The sequence below is a fragment of the Leclercia barmai genome (assembly GCF_049312895.1).
In the GTDB taxonomy this organism is placed as follows: Bacteria; Pseudomonadota; Gammaproteobacteria; order Enterobacterales; family Enterobacteriaceae; genus Enterobacter; species Enterobacter barmai.
This window is the reverse complement of sequence record NZ_JBMNWZ010000006.1, coordinates 188,432-211,777: the sequence shown is the minus strand read 5'-3', so window position 1 is coordinate 211,777 and position 23,346 is coordinate 188,432. Positions and strand designations below refer to the sequence as shown.

The 23,346-nt window shown below is 58.7% G+C and carries 20 protein-coding genes; 13 read left to right on the top strand and 7 right to left on the bottom strand.

Translation table 11 applies throughout. The features are described 5' to 3' along the window. The first annotated feature begins 82 nt into the window (after positions 1-82). Positions 83-1,339 (top strand): valine--pyruvate transaminase, encoded by a 1,257-nt coding sequence (gene avtA / locus ACOYA6_RS20110; protein ID WP_138370852.1) that lies wholly within the window; start codon positions 83-85, stop codon positions 1,337-1,339. A gap of 4 nt (positions 1,340-1,343) precedes the next feature. Here the strand turns inward: avtA and ACOYA6_RS20105 are convergent, their stop codons facing one another. Next, positions 1,344-1,814, bottom strand: coding sequence for a 4Fe-4S dicluster domain-containing protein (locus tag ACOYA6_RS20105; protein ID WP_422655283.1), 471 nt, complete (start codon positions 1,812-1,814; stop codon positions 1,344-1,346). A gap of 129 nt (positions 1,815-1,943) precedes the next feature. After that, positions 1,944-2,759, bottom strand: coding sequence for an IclR family transcriptional regulator YiaJ (yiaJ, locus tag ACOYA6_RS20100; RefSeq protein WP_039031158.1), 816 nt, complete (start codon positions 2,757-2,759; stop codon positions 1,944-1,946). A gap of 225 nt (positions 2,760-2,984) precedes the next feature. Between yiaJ and yiaK the strand changes: the two genes are divergently transcribed. The 8 genes from yiaK (at position 2,985) to araD (ending at position 11,181) form a co-directional block, all read left to right on the top strand. Then, entirely contained in the window at positions 2,985-3,983 is a 999-nt protein-coding gene (gene yiaK, locus ACOYA6_RS20095) for a 3-dehydro-L-gulonate 2-dehydrogenase (protein ID WP_138370850.1), read from the top strand. A 10-nt stretch (positions 3,984-3,993) separates the two neighbouring features. Further along, positions 3,994-4,461: a YhcH/YjgK/YiaL family protein gene (locus tag ACOYA6_RS20090; RefSeq protein WP_422655282.1), complete on the top strand. Its 468-nt coding sequence runs from the start codon at positions 3,994-3,996 to the stop codon at positions 4,459-4,461. A 151-nt stretch (positions 4,462-4,612) separates the two neighbouring features. Continuing rightward, positions 4,613-5,539: a DUF4862 family protein gene (locus ACOYA6_RS20085; RefSeq protein WP_422655281.1), complete on the top strand. Its 927-nt coding sequence runs from the start codon at positions 4,613-4,615 to the stop codon at positions 5,537-5,539. A gap of 47 nt (positions 5,540-5,586) precedes the next feature. Beyond that, the gene (locus ACOYA6_RS20080; protein ID WP_422655280.1) at positions 5,587-6,906 is read left to right on the top strand and encodes an MFS transporter; all 1,320 of its coding nucleotides are present in this window, start codon (positions 5,587-5,589) and stop codon (positions 6,904-6,906) included. Between the two features lie 567 nt (positions 6,907-7,473). Beyond that, positions 7,474-8,979, top strand: coding sequence for an FGGY-family carbohydrate kinase (locus ACOYA6_RS20075; protein ID WP_422655279.1), 1,506 nt, complete (start codon positions 7,474-7,476; stop codon positions 8,977-8,979). Further along, the gene (gene ulaD / locus ACOYA6_RS20070; RefSeq protein ID WP_422655278.1) at positions 8,976-9,629 is read left to right on the top strand and encodes a 3-keto-L-gulonate-6-phosphate decarboxylase UlaD; all 654 of its coding nucleotides are present in this window, start codon (positions 8,976-8,978) and stop codon (positions 9,627-9,629) included. The genes ACOYA6_RS20075 and ulaD overlap by 4 nt, the downstream gene beginning before the upstream one ends. Positions 9,630-9,631: 2 nt before the next feature. After that, entirely contained in the window at positions 9,632-10,492 is an 861-nt protein-coding gene (locus ACOYA6_RS20065; RefSeq protein WP_039031165.1) for an L-ribulose-5-phosphate 3-epimerase, read from the top strand. Continuing rightward, positions 10,486-11,181, top strand: coding sequence for an L-ribulose-5-phosphate 4-epimerase (gene araD, locus ACOYA6_RS20060; RefSeq protein ID WP_422655277.1), 696 nt, complete (start codon positions 10,486-10,488; stop codon positions 11,179-11,181). Before ACOYA6_RS20065 ends, araD begins: the two co-directional genes overlap by 7 nt. On the opposite strand, the gene ACOYA6_RS20055 is transcribed toward araD, so the two are convergent. Then, entirely contained in the window at positions 11,182-12,000 is an 819-nt protein-coding gene (locus ACOYA6_RS20055) for a helix-turn-helix domain-containing protein (protein ID WP_422655276.1), read from the bottom strand. A gap of 226 nt (positions 12,001-12,226) precedes the next feature. Between ACOYA6_RS20055 and ACOYA6_RS20050 the strand changes: the two genes are divergently transcribed. Together ACOYA6_RS20050 and ACOYA6_RS20045 are read left to right on the top strand one after the other, a co-directional pair. Next, a complete protein-coding gene (locus ACOYA6_RS20050) occupies positions 12,227-13,627 on the top strand; it encodes an MFS transporter (RefSeq protein WP_422655275.1) in 1,401 nt (466 codons plus the stop codon). 10 nt (positions 13,628-13,637) lie between these two features. Continuing rightward, complete coding sequence (locus ACOYA6_RS20045; RefSeq protein ID WP_422655274.1) at positions 13,638-15,593, top strand: glycoside hydrolase family 127 protein; 1,956 nt, start codon at positions 13,638-13,640, stop codon at positions 15,591-15,593. Positions 15,594-15,644: 51 nt separating this feature from the next. On the opposite strand, the gene ACOYA6_RS20040 is transcribed toward ACOYA6_RS20045, so the two are convergent. Further along, complete coding sequence (locus ACOYA6_RS20040; RefSeq protein WP_039030128.1) at positions 15,645-16,385, bottom strand: MipA/OmpV family protein; 741 nt, start codon at positions 16,383-16,385, stop codon at positions 15,645-15,647. A 119-nt stretch (positions 16,386-16,504) separates the two neighbouring features. On the opposite strand from ACOYA6_RS20040, the gene ACOYA6_RS20035 reads away from it, so the two are divergent. Continuing rightward, positions 16,505-17,467 carry a LysR family transcriptional regulator gene (locus tag ACOYA6_RS20035; protein ID WP_139563945.1) on the top strand — a complete coding sequence of 321 codons (963 nt, stop codon included), beginning with the start codon at positions 16,505-16,507 and terminating at the stop codon, positions 17,465-17,467. Here ACOYA6_RS20035 and aldB read toward each other — a convergent pair. Beyond that, entirely contained in the window at positions 17,464-19,002 is a 1,539-nt protein-coding gene (aldB, locus tag ACOYA6_RS20030) for an aldehyde dehydrogenase AldB (protein WP_039030130.1), read from the bottom strand. The genes ACOYA6_RS20035 and aldB overlap by 4 nt on opposite strands. Before the next feature lie 166 nt (positions 19,003-19,168). Here aldB and ACOYA6_RS20025 point away from each other — a divergent pair, with 166 nt between their 5' ends. Then, positions 19,169-20,056 (top strand): ROK family protein, encoded by an 888-nt coding sequence (locus tag ACOYA6_RS20025; RefSeq protein WP_039030131.1) that lies wholly within the window; start codon positions 19,169-19,171, stop codon positions 20,054-20,056. Here the strand turns inward: ACOYA6_RS20025 and selB are convergent. Together selB and selA are read right to left on the bottom strand one after the other, a co-directional pair. Beyond that, positions 20,053-21,906 carry a selenocysteine-specific translation elongation factor gene (gene selB / locus ACOYA6_RS20020; RefSeq protein WP_422655273.1) on the bottom strand — a complete coding sequence of 618 codons (1,854 nt, stop codon included), beginning with the start codon at positions 21,904-21,906 and terminating at the stop codon, positions 20,053-20,055. The genes ACOYA6_RS20025 and selB overlap by 4 nt on opposite strands. Beyond that, positions 21,903-23,288, bottom strand: a complete 1,386-nt coding sequence (gene selA / locus ACOYA6_RS20015; protein WP_422655272.1) for an L-seryl-tRNA(Sec) selenium transferase — start codon at positions 23,286-23,288, stop codon at positions 21,903-21,905. The genes selB and selA overlap by 4 nt, the downstream gene beginning before the upstream one ends. Between the last annotated feature and the right edge of the window lie 58 nt (positions 23,289-23,346).

The window sequence follows — 23,346 nt, the reverse complement described above, 5'->3', positions numbered from 1 at the left end:
TCGTTTCGACGCTGATTTGCACCCGCGCAGTTGTAGCGTTATGGTGAGCCACACTTAGAATAGGCTCGACAGAACACCTGCTATGACTTTTTCACTTTTCGGCGACAAATTCACCCGCCATTCAGGCATCACCCGCCTGATGGAGGATCTCAACGACGGGCTGCGCACACCGGGCGCCATCATGCTCGGCGGCGGTAACCCGGCACAAATCCCCGAGATGAACGCCTATTTTCAGACGCTCCTCGCGGATATGCTGGAAAATGGCAAAGCCACTGATGCGCTGTGCAATTACGACGGCCCGCAGGGTAAAACCGAGCTGCTCGCCACGCTGGCGGAGATGCTGCGCGACACCCTCGGCTGGGAGATCGAACCACAGAACATTGCACTGACAAACGGCAGCCAGAGCGCGTTTTTCTACTTATTTAACCTCTTCGCGGGCCGGCGCGCCGACGGCACCACCAAAAAGGTGCTGTTCCCGCTGACGCCGGAGTACATCGGCTATGCCGATTCCGGCCTGGAGGACGATCTTTTCGTCTCCGCGCGTCCGAACATTGAGCTGCTGCCGGAAGGCCAGTTCAAGTACCACGTCGATTTTGAGCATCTGCATATTGGCGAAGAGACCGGGATGATCTGCGTCTCGCGCCCAACCAACCCGACCGGCAACGTCATCACCGATGAAGAGCTGATCAAGCTGGATGCGCTGGCAAACCAGCACGGTATTCCGCTGGTGATTGATAACGCCTATGGCGTGCCTTTCCCGGGCATCATCTTCAGCGAAGCGCGCCCGCTGTGGAACCCGAACATTGTGCTGTGCATGAGCCTGTCCAAGCTAGGGCTGCCGGGCAGTCGCTGCGGGATCATCATTGCCAACGAGAAAATCATCACCGCCATCACCAATATGAACGGCATCATCAGCCTCTCCCCTGGCGGGATTGGTCCGGCAATGATGTGCGAGATGATTAAGCGCAACGACCTGCTGCGCCTGTCCAACGAGGTGATTAAGCCGTTCTATTATCAGCGCGTCCACGAGACCATCGCCACTATCCGCCGCTATCTGCCGGAAGAGCGCTGCCTGATCCACAAACCCGAAGGGGCGATTTTCCTCTGGCTGTGGTTTAAGGATCTACCCATCACCACCGAGCTGCTGTACCAGCGCCTGAAAAAGCGTGGGGTATTGATGGTGCCGGGAGATTACTTCTTCCCGGGCCTGGATAAGCCGTGGCCGCACACTCACCAGTGCATGCGCATGAATTACGTGCCAGACCCGGAGAAAATCGAAGCCGGCGTGAAGATCCTCGCAGAAGAGATCGACATCGCCTGGCGGGAAAACGGTCAGTAGCGATTTACGCCAGACAACGCAGCCGTTCGGCACGTAATCTGGCAGGATCGACGCAGCTTAATGCGCGGGTCGGGCACGCCTCTATACAGGCGGGTCCGCCTTCGCGGTGCGAGCAGCGGTCGCACTTCAGGGCCTGAACCCGCCCCGCATCCGCCGTGATCTGCATCGCCCCGAACGGGCAGGCAACCATACAGCTTTTACAGCCGATACAGCGTTGCTGATCCACCTGCCAGACGCCCTTCTCACGCTGAATCGCCTGGGTCGGGCAGACGTTAGCGCAGGGGGCATCTTCACACTGGTGACAGGTAACCGCCGTAGTAAAAGTTCCGCCTTTCACCACCCGAATGCGGGAGCTGAATGTCCTTGCCGTCACTGCCGCACAATTCTGACTCTCCTGATGGGACACCACGCAGGCCACTTCGCAGGTGCGACAGCCAATACATTTTGCCGGGTCCGCAACAATAAACGGGTTCATTTCCCTGTTCCGCCTCTACGTTTTAAAAATGCAGAGTGCCAGACTGAGGCGCGCTGGCGCTTTGATCAAACAGGGGAAAGCGGCCAGATTTGTGGCATCTGCCACCCGATCTGGCGTATTGCCTGAGGTTTACTCGCTAACGGTAAAGCCCAACTCACGGGAGATAGCCTCTGCGGTTTCACGCAGGGGTTTTAACAAGTTCTTCTCACCCACCTGCTTCATGCGTGAAGTCGACAGCGAAATAGAGATGGCATACGGCACGCGGCCATGAATATCAAAGACCGGAACGGCAATACAGGAGACGCCCAGCTCATTCTCTTCTTTGTCCATCGCCATGCTCTTCTCACGGATATCCGCCAGTTCGCCATACATCGCGGGCAGTTCGGTAATAGTATTGCGGGTCAACGCCTGGATCTGTTCCTGATGGCTTTCCCAGTAACTCGCCACATAGTCATGGTGACCAAACGCCATATAGATTTTGCCCATTGCGGAGCAGTAGAGCGGCATATGCTGGCCGATATAAGCCCGCGTGCGCAGCATGCCAGTCGTCGGCTCGAGCTTGTAAATCAGAATCGCGTGATCGTCTTCGCGGCTGGAGAAGTTCACCGTCTCGCCGGTCGCGATATTCAGCGCCTCCAGATGGGGGGCCGCCACGTGGATAACGTTCAGCGACGACAGCGCCTTTTGTCCGACGGCGATAAATTTGGTGGTCAGACGATAACTGCCTGCCGCCGGGGCCGGGGTGACATAACCACAGGACTGCAACCCCTGGAGTAACCGGTGCACGGTGCTCTTATTCAGCCCCGCAAGTTCAGATAAATGGGCGAGTGGGCAACCGTTCGGATAGTTGCTGAGGATCTCAATCAGCGTCAAGCCGCGAAACAAGCTTTGGCTACCTGCTGGCCTCTCTTTTTCTTGCGTCATTTCGCTCTCTTTCATGCTCATAAAATTGCTCCTTTTCATCGCGCCCTGATGGTAGCGCAAAGTGTGGCTCAGTTCACGATCTCAACACAAAATACACAACCTGTTGATTTTAATTGATTTTGAAAATCGTGAATGTCGTTGATTTGGCAAAATTTGATCGCTATATTTGAAATCAGATTTCGCATAGTGAAATTTAGCGATAAAAAAGCACTCACACTTGCCCCTAAAAAGAACAGGAGAACAGGGATGAAAGTGACCTTCGAAGAGTTAAAAGCGGCGTTCAATCGGGTTTTGCTCGCACGCGGCGTGAAAGCGGAAACCGCTGACGCCTGCGCAGAGATGTTTGCCCGCACGACGGAATCCGGTGTCTATTCACACGGCGTCAACCGCTTCCCGCGTTTTATTCAGCAACTTGATGCGGGCGATATCATTCCTGACGCCCAACCCAAACGCATCACCACGCTGGGCGCGATTGAACAGTGGGATGCCCAGCGCGCCATCGGAAACCTGACGGCGAAAAAGATGATGGATCGCGCCACCGAACTGGCATCCGATCACGGCATTGGTCTGGTGGCACTGCGTAACGCAAACCACTGGATGCGCGGCGGCAGCTACGGCTGGCAGGCCGCAGAGAAAGGCTATATCGGAATTTGCTGGACCAACTCCATCGCCGTGATGCCGCCGTGGGGTGCAAAAGAATGCCGCATCGGCACCAATCCGCTGATCGTGGCCATTCCGTCCAGCCCGATCACCATGGTGGACATGTCGATGTCGATGTTCTCCTACGGCATGCTGGAGGTGAACCGCCTCGCAGGCCGCGAGTTGCCGGTGGACGGCGGGTTTGATGATGAGGGCAATCTGACCAAAGAACCTGGCGTTATCGAAAAAAACCGTCGCATTCTGCCGATGGGCTACTGGAAAGGTTCCGGCTTATCTATCGTGCTGGACATGATCGCCACCCTGCTCTCCAACGGATCCTCCGTGGCGGAAGTGACCCAGGACAACAGCGATGAGTACGGCGTGTCGCAGATCTTTATCGCCATTGAGGTCGACAAGTTGATCGACGGCCCAACCCGCGACGCCAAGCTTCAGCGCATTATGGACTTCATCACTACCGCCGAACGTTCCGATGAAAATGTCGCCGTCCGTCTGCCGGGGCATGAATTTACGCGCCTGCTCGAAGAGAACCGCCGCAACGGCATCACCATTGACGACAGCGTGTGGGCAAAGATCCAGTCTCTGTAAGGAGTGGGCCATGATATTCGGACATATTTCGCAGCCAAATCCGTGCCGCCTGCCGCTGGCGATTGAAAAAGCCCTCGATTTTCTGCGCACCACGGATTTCACCACGCTGGCGCCTGGGGTGGTGGAAATTGACGGTCGCAACATCTTTGCCCAGGTGCTTGACCTTAACACTAAGGAGCAGCACGAGAATCGCCCGGAAGTTCACCGCCGCTATCTGGATATTCAATTCCTGGCCTGGGGTGAAGAGAAGATCGGTATCGCCATTGATACCGGAAATAACAAAATCAGCGAATCATTGCTGGAACAGCGGGATATTATTTTTTATCACGACAGTGAAAATGAATCCTTTATCGAAATGATACCTGGCAGCTACGCCATATTTTTCCCGCAGGATATTCATCGTCCTGCCTGTATTAAAAACAAGGAAACCGCAATTCGTAAAATTGTGGTGAAAGTGGCAATCAGCGAATTACCGTAATTTTCTGATATACCCTAAATAATTCGAGTTGCAGGAAGGCGGCAAGAGAGTGAATCTCCAGGAGCTTACATAAGTAAGTGACTGGGGTGAACGAGCGCAGCCAACGCACATGCAACTTGAAGTATGACGGGTATAAATACAGGAACGCGAAATGACCAATACCGATTTTATTATTGGTGCGTACCCCTGCGCACCCTCGTTTCACCAGAAAGGGGAACAAGAAGAACAGGCCTTCTGGCGGGAACTTTCTGACACGCCACATATTCGCGGGCTGGAACAACCCTGTCTTGAAAACCTTCATCCTCTTGGCGACGAATGGCTGTTTCGCCATACGCCGGGCGACTGGCAAATTGTGGTAACAGCGGTGATGGAAACCATGCGCCGTCGCGGACTTAACGGTGCGTTTGGCCTGGCCTCTGCTGATGAAGATCAGCGCAAAGCCTGCGTCGAATTTTACCGCCATCTTCACCAGAAGATTGATGCCGTAAACAGTCGCTTTCCGGGCAAGGTGATCGCCCTGGAGATGCAGGCGGCACCGCAGGCGGGTAATGCTTGCGTTGATCGCGCCACCGAAGCGTTCTCCCGCTCTATCCGGGAAATCGCGGGCTGGGACTGGTCCTGCGATCTGGTACTGGAGCACTGCGATGCCATGACCGGCCCGTCACCGCGCAAGGGGTTCTTACCCCTGGAGCAGGTGCTGGAGGTCGTGAAAGAGACCGATATTAGCCTGTGCATCAACTGGGCGCGTTCGGCTATCGAAGGGCGCAACACGACGCTTCCGCTCGAGCACGTCAAAGCCGCGCTCAGGGCAGGAAAACTGGGGGCATTGATGTTCTCCGGAACCACCGCCCAGGGCGAGTACGGTGAATGGCAGGATCTGCACGCGCCGTTTTCTTCGTTCTGTGCCGAAAGTTTAATGACGCCTGAACAGGCAGAAGCACTCTTTACTGCGGCAAGCGCCGCAACGTTGAAATTCTCCGGTATTAAATTACTGGAAATAAATGCTAATGCTGACGTCAGTCATCGAATCGCTATTTTGCGCGACGGCATTAGCGCCTTAAATAAAGCCACACGATAACAATACAAAAAAGACGTATTCCGGTTACCTTCACTGAGATATTAAATATGAATATTTCTACTCATGCCCTACAAGCGGAAATTCCGCGCCAGCGCTGGCTAAGAATCATCCCTCCTATTCTTATTGCCTGTATTATTTCTTATATGGACCGCGTAAATATCGCCTTTGCAATGCCCGGCGGTATGGATGAGGAGTTAGGTATTTCCGCCACCATGGCGGGCCTCGCGGGCGGCATCTTCTTTATCGGCTACCTGTTCCTGCAGGTTCCCGGCGGCAAGATTGCCGTTCATGGTAGCGGTAAAAAGTTTATCGGCTGGTCACTGGTCGCCTGGGCGGTGATCTCAGTGCTGACCGGTCTCGTCACCAGCCAGTATCAGCTGCTGGTGCTGCGTTTCTTACTCGGCGTGGCGGAAGGGGGAATGTTACCCGTCGTGCTCACCATGATCAGCAACTGGTTCCCGGATGCCGAACGCGGCCGCGCCAATGCCATTGTGATCATGTTCGTGCCGATTGCCGGGATCATTACCGCCCCGCTGTCGGGCTGGATCATTACCGCGCTCGACTGGCGCTGGCTGTTCATCATCGAAGGGCTGATGTCCATCTTGGTGCTGGTGCTGTGGGCCTACACAATTTACGACCGTCCGCAGGAAGCGCGCTGGATCTCAGACGCCGAGAAGAACTATCTGGTGCAAACGCTGGCGGCGGAGCAGCGGGCCATTGCCGGTAAAGAGGTGAAGAACGCCTCGCTCAGCGCCGTGCTGTCCGACAAAACCATGTGGCAGTTGATCGCCCTGAACTTCTTCTATCAGACCGGGATTTACGGGTACACCCTTTGGCTGCCCACCATTCTGAAAGAGTTGACCCACACCAGCATCGGCCAGGTGGGGATGCTCGCCATCCTGCCTTATATCGGTGCCATTGCGGGCATGTTCCTCTTCTCCACGCTCTCCGACCGCACCGGCAAACGCAAGCTGTTTGTCTCCCTGCCGCTGATTGGCTTCGCGCTCTGCATGTTCCTCTCCGTGGCGCTGAAAGAGAACACCTGGCTGGCGTATGCCGCGCTGGTGGGCTGCGGCTTCTTCCTGCAGTCCGCCGCAGGGGTGTTCTGGACGATCCCGGCGCGTCTGTTTAGTGCAGAGATGGCGGGCGGCGCACGCGGGGTAATCAACGCCCTGGGCAACCTCGGTGGGTTCTGTGGGCCTTATGCCGTTGGCGTGCTGATCACCCTGTACAGCAAAGACGCAGGCGTTTACTGCCTGGCGGTTTCGCTGGCGCTGGCCTCGCTGCTGGCCCTGCTGCTCCCGGCGAAATGCGATGCCGGAGCCGATCCTCATCCCACGGCGAATCCGCATAAGCGTGCGGCCTGAATAAACGCCCGGCGGCGCTTCGCTTGCACGGGCCTACAACACCAATGAACCGTAGGCCGGGTCAGCGTAGCGCCACCCGGCAACAGCAGCACCAAACCGTAGGCCGGGTAAGCGTAGCGCCACCCGGCAACAGCAGCACCAAACCGTAGGCCGGGCAAGAGCAGCGCCACCCGGCGGCAACAGCACCAAACAGTAGGCCGGGTAAGCGTAGCGCCAACCGGCAACAGCAGCACCAAACCGTAGGCCGGGTAAGCGTAGCGCCACCCGGCAACAGCAGCACCAAACCGTAGGCCGGGTAAGCGTAGCGCCACCCGGCAACAGCAGCACCAAACCGTAGGCCGGGCAAGAGCAGCGCCACCCGGCAACAACAGCACCAAACCGTAGGCCGGGTAAGCGTAGCGCCACCCGGCAACAACAGCACCAAACCGTAGGCCGGGTAAGCGTAGCGCCACCCGGCAACAGCAGCACCAAACCGTAGGCCGGGTAAGCGTAGCGCCAACCGGCAACAGCAGCACCAAACCGTAGGCCGGGTAAGCGCAGCGCCACCCGGCGATAAGGGAATCAAAGATGAGTGAAAAAGAGCCCTTCTGGCTGGGTATCGATTGTGGCGGTACTTATCTGAAAGCCGGGTTATACAACAGCCAGGGCAAAGAAATCTCCATTGAGCGCTGCTCGATTGCCACGCTCAGCCCCCGTCCCGGCTACGCCGAAAGGGATATGCACCAGCTCTGGCAGCACTGCCATGCCACCGTCGCTCTGCTGCTCAAAAATGCCCGTATCAGCGGCGAGCAGATCAAAGGCGTTGGCATATCTGCTCAGGGCAAGGGCCTGTTTATGCTGGACAAAAACGACCAGCCGCTGGGTAATGCCATGCTCTCCTCCGATCGCCGGGCGCTGGTGATTGTTCAGCGCTGGCAGCAGGACGGTATTCCCGAAAAACTGTATCCGCACACGCGTCAGACATTGTGGACGGGGCATCCGGCCTCGCTCCTGCGCTGGGTCAAAGAGAACGAGCCCCAGCGTTATCAGCAGATTGGCTGCGTGATGATGGCGCATGACTATCTGCGCTGGTGCCTCACCGGCGTAAAAGGCTGTGAAGAGAGCAACATCTCTGAATCCAACCTCTACAACATGAACACCGGCCAGTACGCTCCCCAGCTTACGCGCTGGCTCGGTATCAGCGAAATGGATGGCGCACTGCCGCCCATTGTTGGTTCAGCAGAAATTTGCGGGGAAATCACCTCTCAGGCAGCCGCCCTGACCGGTCTCGCGGCGGGTACGCCCGTCGTGGGCGGACTGTTTGATGTGGTTTCCACCGCGATCTGCGCCGGACTGCACGACGAACATACGCTTAACGCCGTGATGGGGACCTGGGCCGTCACCAGCGGAATTGCCAATGGCATCCGCGACGACGAACCTTTCCCTTACGTCTATGGCCGCTACGTTCATCCGCAGCAGTACATTGTTCACGAAGCCAGCCCTACCTCTTCCGGCAACCTCGAGTGGCTGACCGCGCAGTGGGGCGACATGCCGTTCAGTGAAATCAACCACGCCGTCGCCGGTCTGCCCAAAGCCGAAAGCGATGTGTTTTTCCTGCCGTTCCTCTATGGCAGCAACGCCGGGCTGGAGATGACCAGCGGCTTCTACGGCATGCAGGCGCTGCACACCCGCGCGCATCTGCTACAGGCGGTCTACGAGGGCGTGGTGTTCAGCCACATGACCCATCTCAACCGCATGCTCGAACGCTTTACCCACGTGCAGGCACTGCGCGTAACGGGCGGCCCAACCCATTCGGATGTGTGGATGCAAATGCTTGCGGACGTCAGCGGCCTGGCCATTGAACTGCCGCAGGTGGAAGAGACCGGCTGTTCCGGTGCGGCACTGGCCGCCCTGGTCGGTACCGGCGTTTATTCCGATTTTCATGCCGCCCAGCGCGCCCTTAAACATGACATCCGGGTCATTGAACCCGACATGCGCGCCCACGCGGCCTACCAGCGCAAATATCAGCGCTACCAGTTACTCATTTCAGCACTACAGGGCTATCACGCCCAGGTTAAGGAGCACGACCTATGAGCCGACCATTACTGCAGCTGGCGCTCGACCACACCTCACTTCAGGCCGCACAAAACGATGTTGCGACGCTTTCCGATCACGTCGATATCGTCGAGGCGGGCACCATTTTGTGTCTGACAGAAGGGCTGAACGCCGTGCGTGCGCTGCGCGAGCAGTGCCCGGATAAAATTATCGTCGCCGACTGGAAAGTGGCCGATGCCGGAGAAACGCTGGCGGAGCAGGCGTTTGGCGCAGGCGCGAACTGGATGACCATCATCTGTGCCGCGCCGCTGGCCACCGTCGAAAAAGGCCATGAGGTGGCCCAGCGCTGCGGCGGTGAAATCCAGATGGAACTGTTTGGTAACTGGACTCTGGATGATGCCCGGGCGTGGTATCGCGTCGGCGTGAAGCAGGCAATCTACCATCGCGGACGCGACGCGCAGGCCACCGGTCAGCAGTGGGGAGAGGCCGATCTCGCTAAAATGAAGGCGCTTTCCGATGTGGGTTTACAACTCTCCATCACCGGCGGCATCACCCCCGCCGACCTGCCGCTGTTTAAGCAGATCAACGTCAAAGCCTTTATCGCCGGGCGCGCGCTGGCAGGCGCCGCAAATCCACCTCAGGTGGCACAGACATTCCATTCGCAAATCCGCGACATCTGGGGAGCGTAACCATGCGCCAGCATCCGTTGGGTATTTATGAAAAAGCGCTGCCGAAAGCACTCACCTGGCCTGAGCGTCTGGTTCTGGCGAAAAGCTGCGGCTTTGATTTTGTTGAAATGTCGGTCGACGAGACTGACGAGCGTCTGTCGCGCCTCGAGTGGAGTACCACGCAGCGGGCGTCGCTGGTCGAAGCGATGCTGGAAACCGGCGTGGCGATCCCGTCGATGTGCCTGTCTGCCCACCGTCGTTTCCCGTTTGGCAGCCGCGATGAAACTGTGCGCGAGCGCGCCCGCGAGATCATGACCAAAGCCATCAGGCTGGCCCGGGATTTAGGCATTCGCACCATCCAGCTTGCGGGTTATGACGTCTACTACGAAGAGCATGACGAGGGCACGCAGCAGCGCTTCGCCGAAGGGCTGGCGTGGGCCGTCGAGCAGGCCGCCGCTGCGCAGGTGATGCTGGCGGTAGAGATCATGGATACCGCGTTTATGAACTCCATCAGCAAGTGGAAAAAGTGGGACGAGATGCTCGCCTCGCCGTGGTTCAGCGTTTACCCGGATATCGGCAACCTGAGCGCCTGGGGCAACGACGTCACCGCCGAGCTGACGCTGGGCATTGACCGCATCGCCGCGATCCACCTGAAAGATACCCAGCCCGTCACCGAGCAAAGCCCCGGCCAGTTCCGCGATGTGCCCTTTGGCGAGGGCTGCGTCGATTTTGTTGGCACCTTTAACACGCTGAATAAGCTGAACTATCGCGGCGCATTTCTGATTGAAATGTGGACCGAAAAAGCCAAAGAGCCGGTGCTGGAGATCATTCAGGCACGGCGCTGGATTGAAGCCCGTATGCAGGAAGGAGGCATGACATGTTAGAACAACTCAAAACCGAGGTGCTGGCGGCAAATCTGGCCCTTCCCGCCCACCAGCTGGTGACCTTTACCTGGGGCAACGTCAGCGCGGTTGACCGCCAGAGCGGGCTGATGGTGATCAAACCCTCCGGCGTGGAGTACGACGTGATGACCGCGGAGGATATGGTGGTGGTGGATATCGCCACAGGGCAGGTGGTGGAGGGCAGTAAAAAGCCCTCTTCCGATACCCCGACCCATCTGGCGCTCTATCGTCGTTATCCGGAGATTGGCGGGATCGTGCATACCCATTCCCGCCATGCCACCATCTGGTCCCAGGCGGGGCTGGATTTACCGGCCTGGGGTACGACGCATGCCGACTATTTCTATGGCACCATCCCCTGCACGCGCCTGATGACCCCGGCAGAAATTGAGGGCGAATACGAATATCAGACGGGCGAAGTGATCATTAAAACCTTTGAGGAGCGCGACTTAAGCCCAATGCAGATCCCGGCCGTGCTGGTCCACTCTCACGGGCCGTTTGCCTGGGGCAAAGATGCCGCCGATGCGGTGCACAACGCCGTGGTGCTGGAGGAGTGCGCTTATATGGGGCTGTTCTCGCGCCAGCTCTCGCCGCAACTGCCGGTGATGCAGCAGGAATTGCTGGATAAACACTATCTGCGCAAGCACGGGGCGAATGCCTATTACGGGCAGTGATCAGGCGGAATTAATGTGCTCTTTGCAGTAGCGACGCTTCCAGACGCCGGGCGTTAGCCCCGTGTGTTTGCGAAAGATCTGCCGGAAATAGCCTACATCGTTAAACCCGCAGCGCATCGCGACCTCCTTGAGCGACACGGCGTCGTTGAGGAGTAACTTTTCCGCAGCCCTGACCCGCTGACGGTGGATCGCCTCGGTCAGCGTCAGATGAAAGACCCGACGAAACACCCGCCCGAGATAGTCGGCGTTGCAGTGCAACTCCCGGGCGAGCTGCGACGTCGACAGCGGCAGATGGAACTGGGTGCCGATCAGCTGCCGCGCCTTCCACGCCAGGTTGACGCCCGCTTCATCCGGCGACATCTCCTGCCCGGCCGTCAGGGAGAGCTGCTGGAGGATCAGCAGCAAAATAAACTCCAGCGCCGGGCTGCGCTGAAGTTTCTCCTGTTCGCTCAGAAACTGGCGGAAAAGCGCGGTCATCGCCTGCGGATCGCCTGTTTTACCATGCTGCTGCACCGACAGCAGCGTGCTCCAGGGTGACGCTGAGGCCTGTTCCTGCACCTCAAAATGCAGCCAGTAAAAGCGTAAGTCGGCGGGAAAATCCTCGATACCTTTATGCCGACGATGAGGCCAGAGGAGCAAACTTTCCCCCGCATGGACTTCAAAGACCGTTGTCTCCTCCTGGATCGTTAACGTCCCCTTTTCCACAAAGATGATTTCCCACGAGTCGAGCCTGCGCGCCGGGTGTCGCCCTACGCCACGGGAGATGAAGTAGCCGCCGTTTTGCACCTTAAGCGGAAGCGCTATGGATAATTCGAGCATGGTTATTCACTTTCTCGCTATTAATGAACGATTTATTTTTCTTTATCCCTGATTATTAACAGCTATTTGCCCTTCTTCCCGATCTAAATCACATTTTGCGAACAAGGTCGGAATCCTCATCTTTTTATACTTTTCCCTTCCCTTGTTGGACCCGGGGAAGAGTGCAAAATTAATCGGGTACTCTGCAAAACAACATAAAAAATCCGATAACCCGAGGAGTTACCTCATGACTTCTACTCCGATTACACAGACAGAGCTTGCCCAACAGGCCGTCAACGATCGCCTGACGGTGCGAGAAAAAATCGGCTACGGCCTGGGCGATGCTGGCGGAACGGTGATCACCTGTCTGATCATGAACTTCCTGACCTTTTTCTATACCGATGTCTTTGGCTTAACCCCGGCGCTGGTCGGTACGCTGTTTATCGCGCTGCGCGTGTTTGATGCGATATCCGATCCGGTAATGGGGGTCATCGCCGACCGGACCCAAAGCCGCTGGGGGCGCTTTCGCCCGTGGCAGCTCTGGGTCGCCCTGCCGATTGGCATTATCGGCGTGCTGACCTTCACCGTGCCGGACGCGGGCATGGGGGTCAAAGTCGCCTGGGCCTTCGGCACCTATCTGCTGCTCTCGGTGGGTTATACCGCCATCAACGTGCCCTACTGCGCGCTGATCAACACCATGACCACCCGTCACAGCGAAGTGCTCGCCTGCCAGTCCTGGCGCTTTGTGCTGTGCGGCGTGGCCGGTTTCCTGGTCTCCGTCGGCCTGCCTTGGCTGGTTGATCTGCTCGGCAAGGGCAACGTGGCGCAGGGGTATCAGCTGGGCGTCGGGGTGCTGTGCGCCATTGCGGTGGTGATGTTCCTGTGCTGCTTCTTCTGGGTGCGCGAGCGGGTACCGCTGGCGATGATGGGAAGATTTACGCTCAGGGAGCACCTCGCCGGTCTGCGTCAGAACGACCAGTTGCTGCTGATGCTGGTGATGTCCTTCCTGCTGATCAACGTCTTTAACATTCGCGGCGGCGGCTACATGTATTTCATCACCTACGTGCTGGAAGGCAGCACCGCCTACACCTCGCTGTTCTTCACCATGGTGACCTTTGCCGCCATTCTGGGGGCGGTGATCGTTAACCTGCTGTCGCGCCGCAGCGATACCGTCAAACTTTACTACTACACCAACCTGGTGCTGGCAGTACTGGCGCTGGGGATGTGGTTCCTGCCCGGCGGCCCGGCGCATCAGACCCTGTGGCTGGTGGTTATTCTGGCGAACGGCGTGATCCTCGGCTTTACCCTGCCGCTGCACTTCGCGCTGATGGCCTTTGCCGACGACTACGGCGAGTGGAAAACCCGCGTGCGCTCCTCCGGCATGAACTTCGCCTTTAACCTGTTCTTTATCAAGCTGGCCTGGGCCTCCAGCGCCGGGATCATCAGCCTGGTGTTTATCTTCGTGGCCTACCAGCCGGGCGCGGGCAACCAGACTCCCGCCTCGTTGCAGGGCATCACCGCCATGGAAACCCTGCTACCTGCCCTTTTCCATCTGCTGCTGGCGCTGGCGATCCGCAAGTGCCGACTCGATAACCCGATGATGGCGCGCATTGCCACCGACCTGCGCCAGCGTCACGCTCACTCCTGAGGAGAACATGATGTCCATAATGGAACCCGACCTGCATAAACTGAAAATCAGCGACCCGTTTCTGGGGCAGTATCAACAGCTGGTGCGCGACGTCGTTATTCCCTACCAGTGGGATGCCCTGAACGATCGCATCGAGGAGGCCGAACCGAGCCATGCCATCAGCAACTTTCGCATCGCGGCAGGCCAGCAGAGCGGTGAGTTTTACGGAATGGTCTTTCAGGACAGCGACGTGGCGAAATGGCTGGAGGCGGTCGCCTGGTCGCTGTGCCAGAAGCCCGACGCGGAACTGGAAAAGACCGCCGATGAGGTGATCGAGCTGGTGGCCGCCGCGCAGTGCGACGATGGCTATCTGAACACCTACTTCACGGTAAAAGCGCCGGAAGAACGCTGGACCAATCTGGCGGAGTGCCATGAACTTTACTGCGCCGGACACATGATTGAAGCAGGCGTGGCCTACTTCCAGGGCACCGGCAAACGCCGTCTGCTGGAGGTGGTCTGTAAACTGGCCGACCATATCGACAGCGTCTTTGGCCCGGGCGAGCAGCAGCTGCACGGCTATCCCGGCCACCCGGAGATCGAGCTGGCCCTGATGCGCCTGTTCGATGTCACCCAGGAGCCGCGCTATCTGGCGCTGGTGAAGTATTTCGTCGAGGAGCGCGGCACCCAGCCGCACTTCTACGACATTGAATATGAGAAGCGGGGCAAAACCTCCTACTGGAACACCTACGGCCCGGCGTGGATGGTGCAGGATAAAGCCTACAGCCAGGCGCATCAGCCGCTGGCCGAACAGCAAACGGCGATCGGCCATGCGGTGCGCTTCGTCTATCTGATGACCGGCGTCGCGCACCTGGCCCGTCTGAGCCAGGACGAAGGCAAACGCCAGGACTGCCTGCGCCTGTGGAACAATATGGCCCGACGCCAGCTGTATATCACTGGCGGAATTGGCTCCCAGAGCAGCGGCGAGGCCTTCAGCAGCGATTACGATCTGCCCAACGACACCGTGTATGCCGAAAGCTGCGCCTCGATCGGCCTGATGATGTTTGCCCGCCGGATGCTGGAGATGGAGGCCAACAGCCAGTACGCCGACGTGATGGAGCGGGCGCTCTACAACACCGTTCTCGGCGGCATGGCGCTGGACGGCAAGCACTTCTTCTACGTCAATCCGCTGGAAGTGCATCCGAAGACGCTGAAGTTTAACCATATCTACGATCACGTGAAGCCGGTTCGCCAGCGCTGGTTCGGCTGCGCCTGCTGTCCGCCGAACATCGCCCGCGTCCTGACCTCGATTGGTCACTACATCTATACCCTTCGCGACGACGCCCTGTTTATTAACCTCTACATCGGCAACAGCATGGCGTTCCCGGTGGGCGAGGAGGAGTTGCAGGTGCGGATTAGCGGCAATTATCCGTGGCAGGAGCAGGTCAAAATCGAGATCGTCTCACCTGTGGCCATCGACCATACCCTGGCCCTGCGTCTGCCGGACTGGTGCGACGCGCCACGGCTGACGCTGAATGGCGAAGCCGTTACGGGTGAGGTGCGTCAGGACTATCTCTACCTGACCCGCCGCTGGCAGGAGGGCGATACGCTGCTCTTAACCCTGCCGATGCCGGTCCGCCGGGTTTACGGTAATCCGCAGGTGCGCCAGCAGGCCGGGAAAGTGGCGCTGCAGCGCGGACCGCTGGTCTACTGTCTTGAAGAGGCGGATAACGGCGCCGGGCTGCACAACCTGGCGCTTCCGGCGAACAGCGAATTTAAGCTGTTTGAAGGCAAAGGGATTTTTGCTCACAAGATGCTGATCCAGACGCAAGGCTTTACCCGCCACGCTGCGGACGCTGAACAACAGCCGCTGTGGCAGTACGACAGGGCACCCACCACGCAACAGGCGCAGACCCTGACCTTTATTCCGTGGTTTAGCTGGGCGAACCGGGGCGAAGGGGAGATGCGGATCTGGGTGGATGAGGCGTAAGCAATAAACGACTGAGGCAGCCCTCGTCCCTGAGGGCTGATTTTTGGAAACTCAGAATTTCCAGGAGAGGCCGGTCATCAGCGCGAAGCTGTCGTCACGGTCGATCATCGGGCTGTTTTTCACGTCGTCAGGCAGCACGGTATAGACGGCGCTGGCGTTCAGCCAGAGGTTCTGCGTCAGCTGGTATTTCGCCGCTACGCCCAGGTACGGGGTGACGGTTTCACCTGCGGTGTACTGCTGCAGACCGCTGCGACGGGACTCTTTCGCAGAGACGCCGTAGTAATAGTCGTTGAAGCTCTCATCGTGGAAGAGCACGCCCACCGATGGCGTCAGGGTCAGGCGCTCCATGCGGAACGGACGGAAGTAAGACATTTCACCCATCACGCCACCGCTCTCATCCATCGCATCGGCGGCAATCGCAAACTTCAGGCTACCCCAGCTTTCGTGGTGGTAGTATGCCCCGCCCAGCATCGCCGAGGCTTTACGCTCGTCCAGCTGCTTCATCGCCTGGTCGTCGTTGTCTTCCGGGTCGAAGCTCAGCGGCATCCAGGAGGCGGTGAGGCTGAGTTCGTTTTTGGCATCTTTCCAGACGATCCAGCCGCCGGTAGCCTGACGCACGTAGAAGTGTTCCCCTTCGTAGCTAATTAACGGAACCGCGGAGACATTCTCGTTATAGCCTTTATATGGCGACTCATTAAACACGGCACCTGCGCCAATTGAAAAATCATCGGCCATTGCGGACGTCGCCGTAAATAAAGCGGCCGCGATAAGTAAATTATTTTTAAACTTCATTGTTTGTAATCCATTAAATGTCATACGACCCGGCGCATAATAATGGTTACAAAAATCGCAATGCAATTTTGATATTCGTATAATATTATATATAAATTCATATAGATGAGCGTCAGGCAATGAACAAGCTGCAAATCAAACCGAGAGAATTAAAAATTGTTTCCGTCATTGCCGCGACGCACAGTATCGGTGACGCTGCCGCATTGTTAGGCATGGCCCAGGCCAATGTGAGTAAATATCTCTCTGATTTTGAGACCCGCGTTGGGCTGAAGGTGTTTGAGCGCACCACCCGCCATCTGGCGCTTACCCAGTTCGGCGAGGCACTGCTGCCCTTCATCAACGCCTCGCTGGAAAAGAACGATCAACTGGTTAATTTTATTGCAGATTATAAGCATGAAAAACGCGGCAAGGTGACCATTTATGGGCCGACGGGGATCATTACCTATCTGGCGCGCCACGTGATTCATGAGATCGAAAATATCGGCGATATTCGCATTAGCCTGAAAACCTGCAACCTCGACCGGAATGAATATTTCGAAGGCGTCATTTTTCCCGACGATTGCGATATTTTAATTTCTTATGCTCAACCGAAAGATGAAAACCTGGTTGCCACGACCTTAACGAAATATTCTGTTACCGCTTTTGCCACCCCAGAATATATTAAGAAGCACCCTATTAATCACCCTGACGATTTAATTAACCACTCCTGCATTCTTATTGATTCAATGATCGTCGATGACGCTAACATCTGGCGTTTTCGCTCGAATCACAGCAAGCAGGTCCAGGATTATAAAGTCACCGGAAACTATATTTGCGACAACACCCAGACGGCGCTGGAACTGGCGCGCAATCATCTGGGGATCGTCTTTGCGCCCAAAGAGAGCCTGAACAAGGAGATTGAACAGGGCTTGATGGTGCCCTGCTTCACCCATCAGGAGGAGTGGTGGCTGGATCTGGTGGCTATCTTCCGTAAACGTGACTATCAGCCGTGGCGGGTGCAGTTTGTGCTGGATGGCGTGCTGAATACCCTGCGTAAGCAGATTGAGCAGGCCACCCATGGGCGGCCTGCACTGAAAGGTTAGAACAGGCCGAGCGGTTTATCGGAGTAGCTGACCAGCAGGCACTTGGTCTGCTGGTAGTGTTCCAGCATCATCTTGTGCGTTTCACGGCCAATACCCGACTGCTTATACCCGCCAAACGCGGCATGGGCAGGGTAAGCGTGATAGCAGTTGGTCCACACGCGACCCGCCTGGATCCCGCGCCCCATCTGATACGCCAGATTGCCGTTACGGCTCCAGACGCCCGCCCCCAGGCCATACTGCGTATCGTTAGCCAGCTCCAGCGCCTCCTCCATGGTTTTGAAGGTGGTTACCGCCAGCACCGGGCCAAAAATCTCCTCCTGGAAAACGCGCATGTTGTTTTTACCGGAGAGGATGGTCGGCTCGAGGTAGTACCCCTCTTTCAGCTCACCGGCCAGCATCTTGCGCCGTCCGCCGGTCAGGATATCCGCCCCCTCTTTCTTGCCGATATCGATGTAGTTGAGGATCGTCTCCAGCTGCCCGTGGGAGACCTGCGCCCCCATCTGGGTGACGTTATCCAGCGGGTTGCCGCTGCGGATTGACTCCACGCGGCGAATGGCGCGCTCCATAAAGCGCTCGTAAATGGACTCCTGTACCAGCGCCCGGCTTGGACAGGTACAGACTTCGCCCTGGTTGAAGGCAAAGAGCGCAAAGCCTTCCAGCGCCTTATCAAAGAAGGCATCCTCTTCGTCCATCACGTCGGCGAAGAAGATGTTCGGCGATTTACCGCCCAGCTCCAGCGTCACCGGGATGATGTTCTGGGTGGCATACTGCATGATCTGCTGGCCCACTTCGGTGGAGCCGGTAAACGCCACCTTGGCGATCCGTTTCGAGGTCGCCAGATATTCACCGATTTCGCCACCCGCGCCGTTCACCACGTTCACCACGCCCGGCGGGAGCAGGTCGCCCACCACTTCCATCAGCAGCAGTATCGACAGCGGCGTCAAGCGCGCCGGCTTCAGCACCACGCAGTTCCCTGCCGCCAGCGCGGGGGCCATTTTCCAGGCCGCCATCAGCAGCGGGAAGTTCCAGGGGATGATCTGCCCGACCACGCCCAGCGGCTCATGAAAGTGATAGGCCACGGTGTCTTTATCCACCTCGCTGATCCCCCCTTCCTGGGCACGAATACAGGAGGCGAAATAGCGGAAATGGTCGATAGCCAGCGGCACGTCGGCGGCCATGGTTTCACGGATCGGTTTCCCGTTGTCCCAGGTTTCTGCCGTTGCCAGCAACTCCAGATTCTGCTCCATGCGATCGGCGATTTTGAACAATACCGCGGCGCGATCCTGCACCGAGGTGTGCGCCCATTTCTCTTTCGCTTTATGGGCGGCGTCCAGCGCCAGATCGATATCGCGCTTACCGGAACTGGCGATTTCGCACAGCGGCTGGCCGGTCACCGGGGTGAGGTTCTGGTAGTAATCGCCGTCGGCCGGAGGAACCCAGTCGCCGCCGATAAAGTTGTCATAACGGGCTTTAAGCTTGAGAGGAAAACCATATTCGCCAGGCAGGATACGTGCTGATGGAGGGTTGTTCGTCATGACTGTCTCCTTGTGTGTAGTGTCATTCAAAGGTAGACCGCGACGGTGAAAATATCGCCAGTTGTCATCTGCTTTGCGAGCCCCTTCACGCATTACCTTACTTTACGTTTGGTTTCCGGCGCTGAGCCATACTTAAAGCGCATAAACCGGGCGGAGGTAAGGATAAATGCGGCTTTTTATCGGCTTTGACGTGGGCGGAACCCACATTAAACACGGCGTGATCGACGAGGACGGCAACGAACTCACCACCGATCAGTTTGATACGCCAGAGGATGAAGAGAGTTTCAAAAAACAGTGGCGTGAGGTGGTCAAAGCTTACCAGGACGAACATGAGATCGTGGCGATCGGGGTGAGCATCCCGGGACACATCAATACCCATACCGGCGAGGCGGCGAAAGCGGGCGCGCTGGAGTACCTGGATAACGTCAACCTGTATGACCTTTTCGCAGAGCTGACCGATCTGCCGCTGGTGGCCGACAATGACGCCAGCTGCGCCGCCCTGGGTGAGCGCTGGCGCGGCGCGGGGCGTGAGTATGAGAATTTTGTCTGCATGACGCTCGGCACCGGGATCGGCGGCGGCATTGTGCTCGGGGGCGATCTCTATCGCGGCTCGCACTACCGCGCCGGGGAGTTCGGGGTGATACCGGTCGGTAAGAACGGCGAAGGGATGCATGAGGTCGCCTCGGCCAAAGGGCTGATGGAGACCTGCCGCCGGGCGCTGGGGGTTTCCGGGGATGATATGCCGAAAGGCGAAGAGCTGTTCGAGCGCATGGAGAACGACCTGCACCTGCGCGAAGCCGTTGAAGAGTGGGCGCTGTTTCTGGCGCGCGGGGTCTACAGCGTGATTTCGATGTTCGACCCGCAGGTAGTGCTGATTGGCGGCGGTATCAGCGAGCAGGAGAAAATTTATCAACTGCTCGACAGGCACCTGCGAACCTTTGAAGAGTGGGAATCGCTACAGGTGCCGATCCTGCCCTGCCAGTTGGGTAACCAGGCGGGCAGGCTGGGCGCCGTGTGGCTGGCAAAACAGAAGCTTGCCAGAAGCGAGACCTAAGGCTGTGCCTCCCCGCTAAAGAGCAGCGCGTCACGCAGGAGGTGATCGTTGCCTCGGCGGCGGGTGAAGCCAATGCGGTTGAAGTACTCGAGGATCTGGATCGCCAGCTTGCGCCCGACGTTAAGCCGATCGCGGAAATCCGCCGCGCAGGTGGAGCCGCGCTCGCTGTCCAGCTCCCGGATCAGGTTGGCAAAGGTGACGATGCGATCGTGGCGGTAGTAGCGATCTTTGACGATCGCCGTGATCAGCCCCTGCTGCGCCGCATGCTTCAACACCTGACGCATGGTCTGCTCGTCGGTGGCGGTTTCACGCGCCAGGTCGCGTACCCACCAGGGTTCTTCCCTAAACAGCGCCTCCGCTTTTTGCCAGATGGCCTGCTGCTCCGGGGTAAAGCCCGCTTTATGATCCGGCAGATGCAGCCAGCCGTGGTAGCTGTGCAGCTCCCCGCTCTCGCGCATCCGCTCGATCAGCAGCAGCACCAGGGCTTCATCTTCCATCGGCAGCGCCATGCGACGCAGGCGCTCACGTCCGGGGCCAGGTTCATCCTGATGCTGCTGATGGTAGGTCGCCAGCACATCCAGAATTTTACGCTGCCAGCGGGCGGCAACAGGGGTATTGAGCAGGCTGGAACCGGCCTGGATAAAACCCGGCTGCTGGACCAGCTGGCGCAGACCTTCCCCGCTGAGCTGGCGTGCCCAGCCAAACTCATCCAGATTAACCGCCCCGCGCGCCAGATGCGCCAGCAGCGCGTCGTGGTCATCCGCCGCCGTTGCCAGCGTTGCCAGCCAGCTCAGGTACTCCGGCTTACGCTTCCCGCGACGCGGAGGATTGAGCGTCACGACCCGCGCCCCGGCCAGGGTGACGCGGGCAGAGATATCGCGCAGCACCAGACGGTCGTTGTCGGCCAGCCACAGCGGGGTATCGAAGACCAGCTCCGCAAGACGGCCTTCCAGCAGCGAGACGCGGCCGGTAACGTGGCTGGCGGCATGGTGAATATGCAGCGGCTGCCACTGGGTGAGCGGCACGTCGCTCTGCAGGGTGACAATCACGCGCGTGGTCGGCTCCGGTGGTGCTTCGGCCAGCAGCCAGTCGCCGCGGTTAAGCTCGGCTTTTTCCGTATCGCCCACCAGGTTCAGGGCGATGCGCTGCCCGGCGTGGGCCTGTTCGACAGGCTGATTCTGCGCGTGAAGGCCACGAATACGCACCGGCTTATTAACTCCGGTCAGCCACAGGCTGTCGCCCACGCGCACTTCGCCAGAGAGCGCCGTGCCGGTCACCACCAGCCCCGCCCCTTTCACGGTGAAGGCGCGGTCGATAGCCAGGCGAAAACGGTGATGATCCGCATGGGCGCGGTCAGGAAGCTGTTGCAGATGGGTGCGCAGGGCATCAATGCCCCGCCCTTCGGTGGCGACGGTGACAAACAGTGTGGCATCCGCGAAGCCATAGTCGCGCAGGGTGGCCAGCACCTCTTCGCGCACCTCCTCCACCCGGGCGTCATCAACGCGGTCGGCTTTGGTCAGCGCCACCGTCAGCTGCGGATTGCCGGTCAGATTGAGGATCTGCAGGTGCTCGCGCGTCTGCGCCATCACCCCGTCATCGCAGGCCACCACCAGCAGGGCGCGATCGATGCCGCCCACCCCCGCCAGCATGTTGGACAGAAACTTTTCGTGCCCCGGCACGTCGATAAACCCCAGCACCCGGCCATCCGGCTGCGGCCAGTAGGCATAACCCAGATCGATGGTCATGCCGCGCTTTTTCTCTTCCGGCAGGCGGTCGGCGTTGACGCCGGTGATCGCCTGCAACAACGTCGTTTTGCCGTGGTCAACGTGACCGGCAGTGGCAATAATCATTTCAACAACATCTCCAGAAACAGTGCTTCATCTTCCAGACAGCGTAAATCCAGCCACAGTCGCCCGTCCTTGATCCGCCCCAGCACCGGCACGGGCAGCGAGCGCCAGCGCAACGCCAGCGCATCCAGCTGACCGCCGCGCCCGTCGCGCGGGGTGAAGGTCAGGGCGGCGCCCGGGAGACGATCCACCGGCAGCGACCCGCTGCCCGGCTGGGACAGGCACTCTTCCACACGAACCTCAAAGTCCGGGTAGTGGGCGGCGACCTGCGCCAGTAGCCGCTCCCCCTGACGGCGAATAGCGGCGGCATCGCGACTCAACAGGCGCAGCGTCGGCAGCCGTTCGGCCAGCGTCTCCGGGTGGAGATAGAGACGCAAGGTCGCCTCCAGCGCGGCAAGGGTCATTTTATCCGCCCGCAGGGCGCGTTTCAGTGGGTGCTGTTGCAATCTGGCAATCAGATCGCGCTTGCCGACGATAATCCCGGCCTGCGGACCGCCCAGCAATTTGTCCCCTGAGAAGCTCACCAGGCTGACGCCTGCGGCAATTAACGCCTGCGGCATCGGCTCTTTTGGCAGGCCGTAACGGGTGAGATCCACCAGCGAGCCGCTGCCCAGATCGACAATCACCGGCACGTCCTTCTCCTGGCCGATACGCACCAGCTCCGCCTCGTCGACGGCATGGGTGAAGCCTTCGATCTGGTAGTTACTGGTGTGGACCTTCATCAGCAGCGCGGTATTTTCATTGATGGCTGCGGCGTAATCCCGGCCGTGGGTGCGGTTGGTGGTGCCCACCTCGCGAAGCTGGCACCCGGCCTGGGTCATCACATCCGGGATGCGAAACGCGCCGCCAATTTCCACCAGCTCACCGCGCGAGACCACCACCTCTTTACCGCTCGCGGTGGCAGCCAGCATCAGCAGCACCGCCGCGGCGTTATTATTCACGATGCAGGCATCTTCCGCCCCGGTGAGCTGGCACAGCAGCGCCGCCAGGGCCCGGTCGCGGTGGCCGCGTCCGGCGCCGTCGAGATCGTACTCCAGGGTCACCGGGACCTGCATCGCCTGGGTAACGGCGGCAACCGCTTCCTCAGCCAGCAGCGCGCGCCCCAGATTGGTATGCAGCACCGTACCCGTCAGGTTCAGCACCTGCCGCAGCCCCTGGGCTTCATCCTGCGCCAGCCGTTTTTCGGTCTCCTGCGCCCAGTCGTCACACCAGGCCGGCAGGCGATTGTCGGCGCGGATCCCGGCGCGGGCTTCGTCCTGAAGCAGGCGCAAGGTCTCCACCGTTCGGCTGTGACCAAAGCGGGCAATAACGGGAGTAAGACGGGCATCGCGAAGCAGACGATCGGTCGCGGGGAGTTGGCTGTAGAGAGCGTGCTGAGTAGTCATGAATGCGCCTGACGGTTAGGTATCCTCCCCCCTCCCGACGGGAGAGGGAGTCAATGTC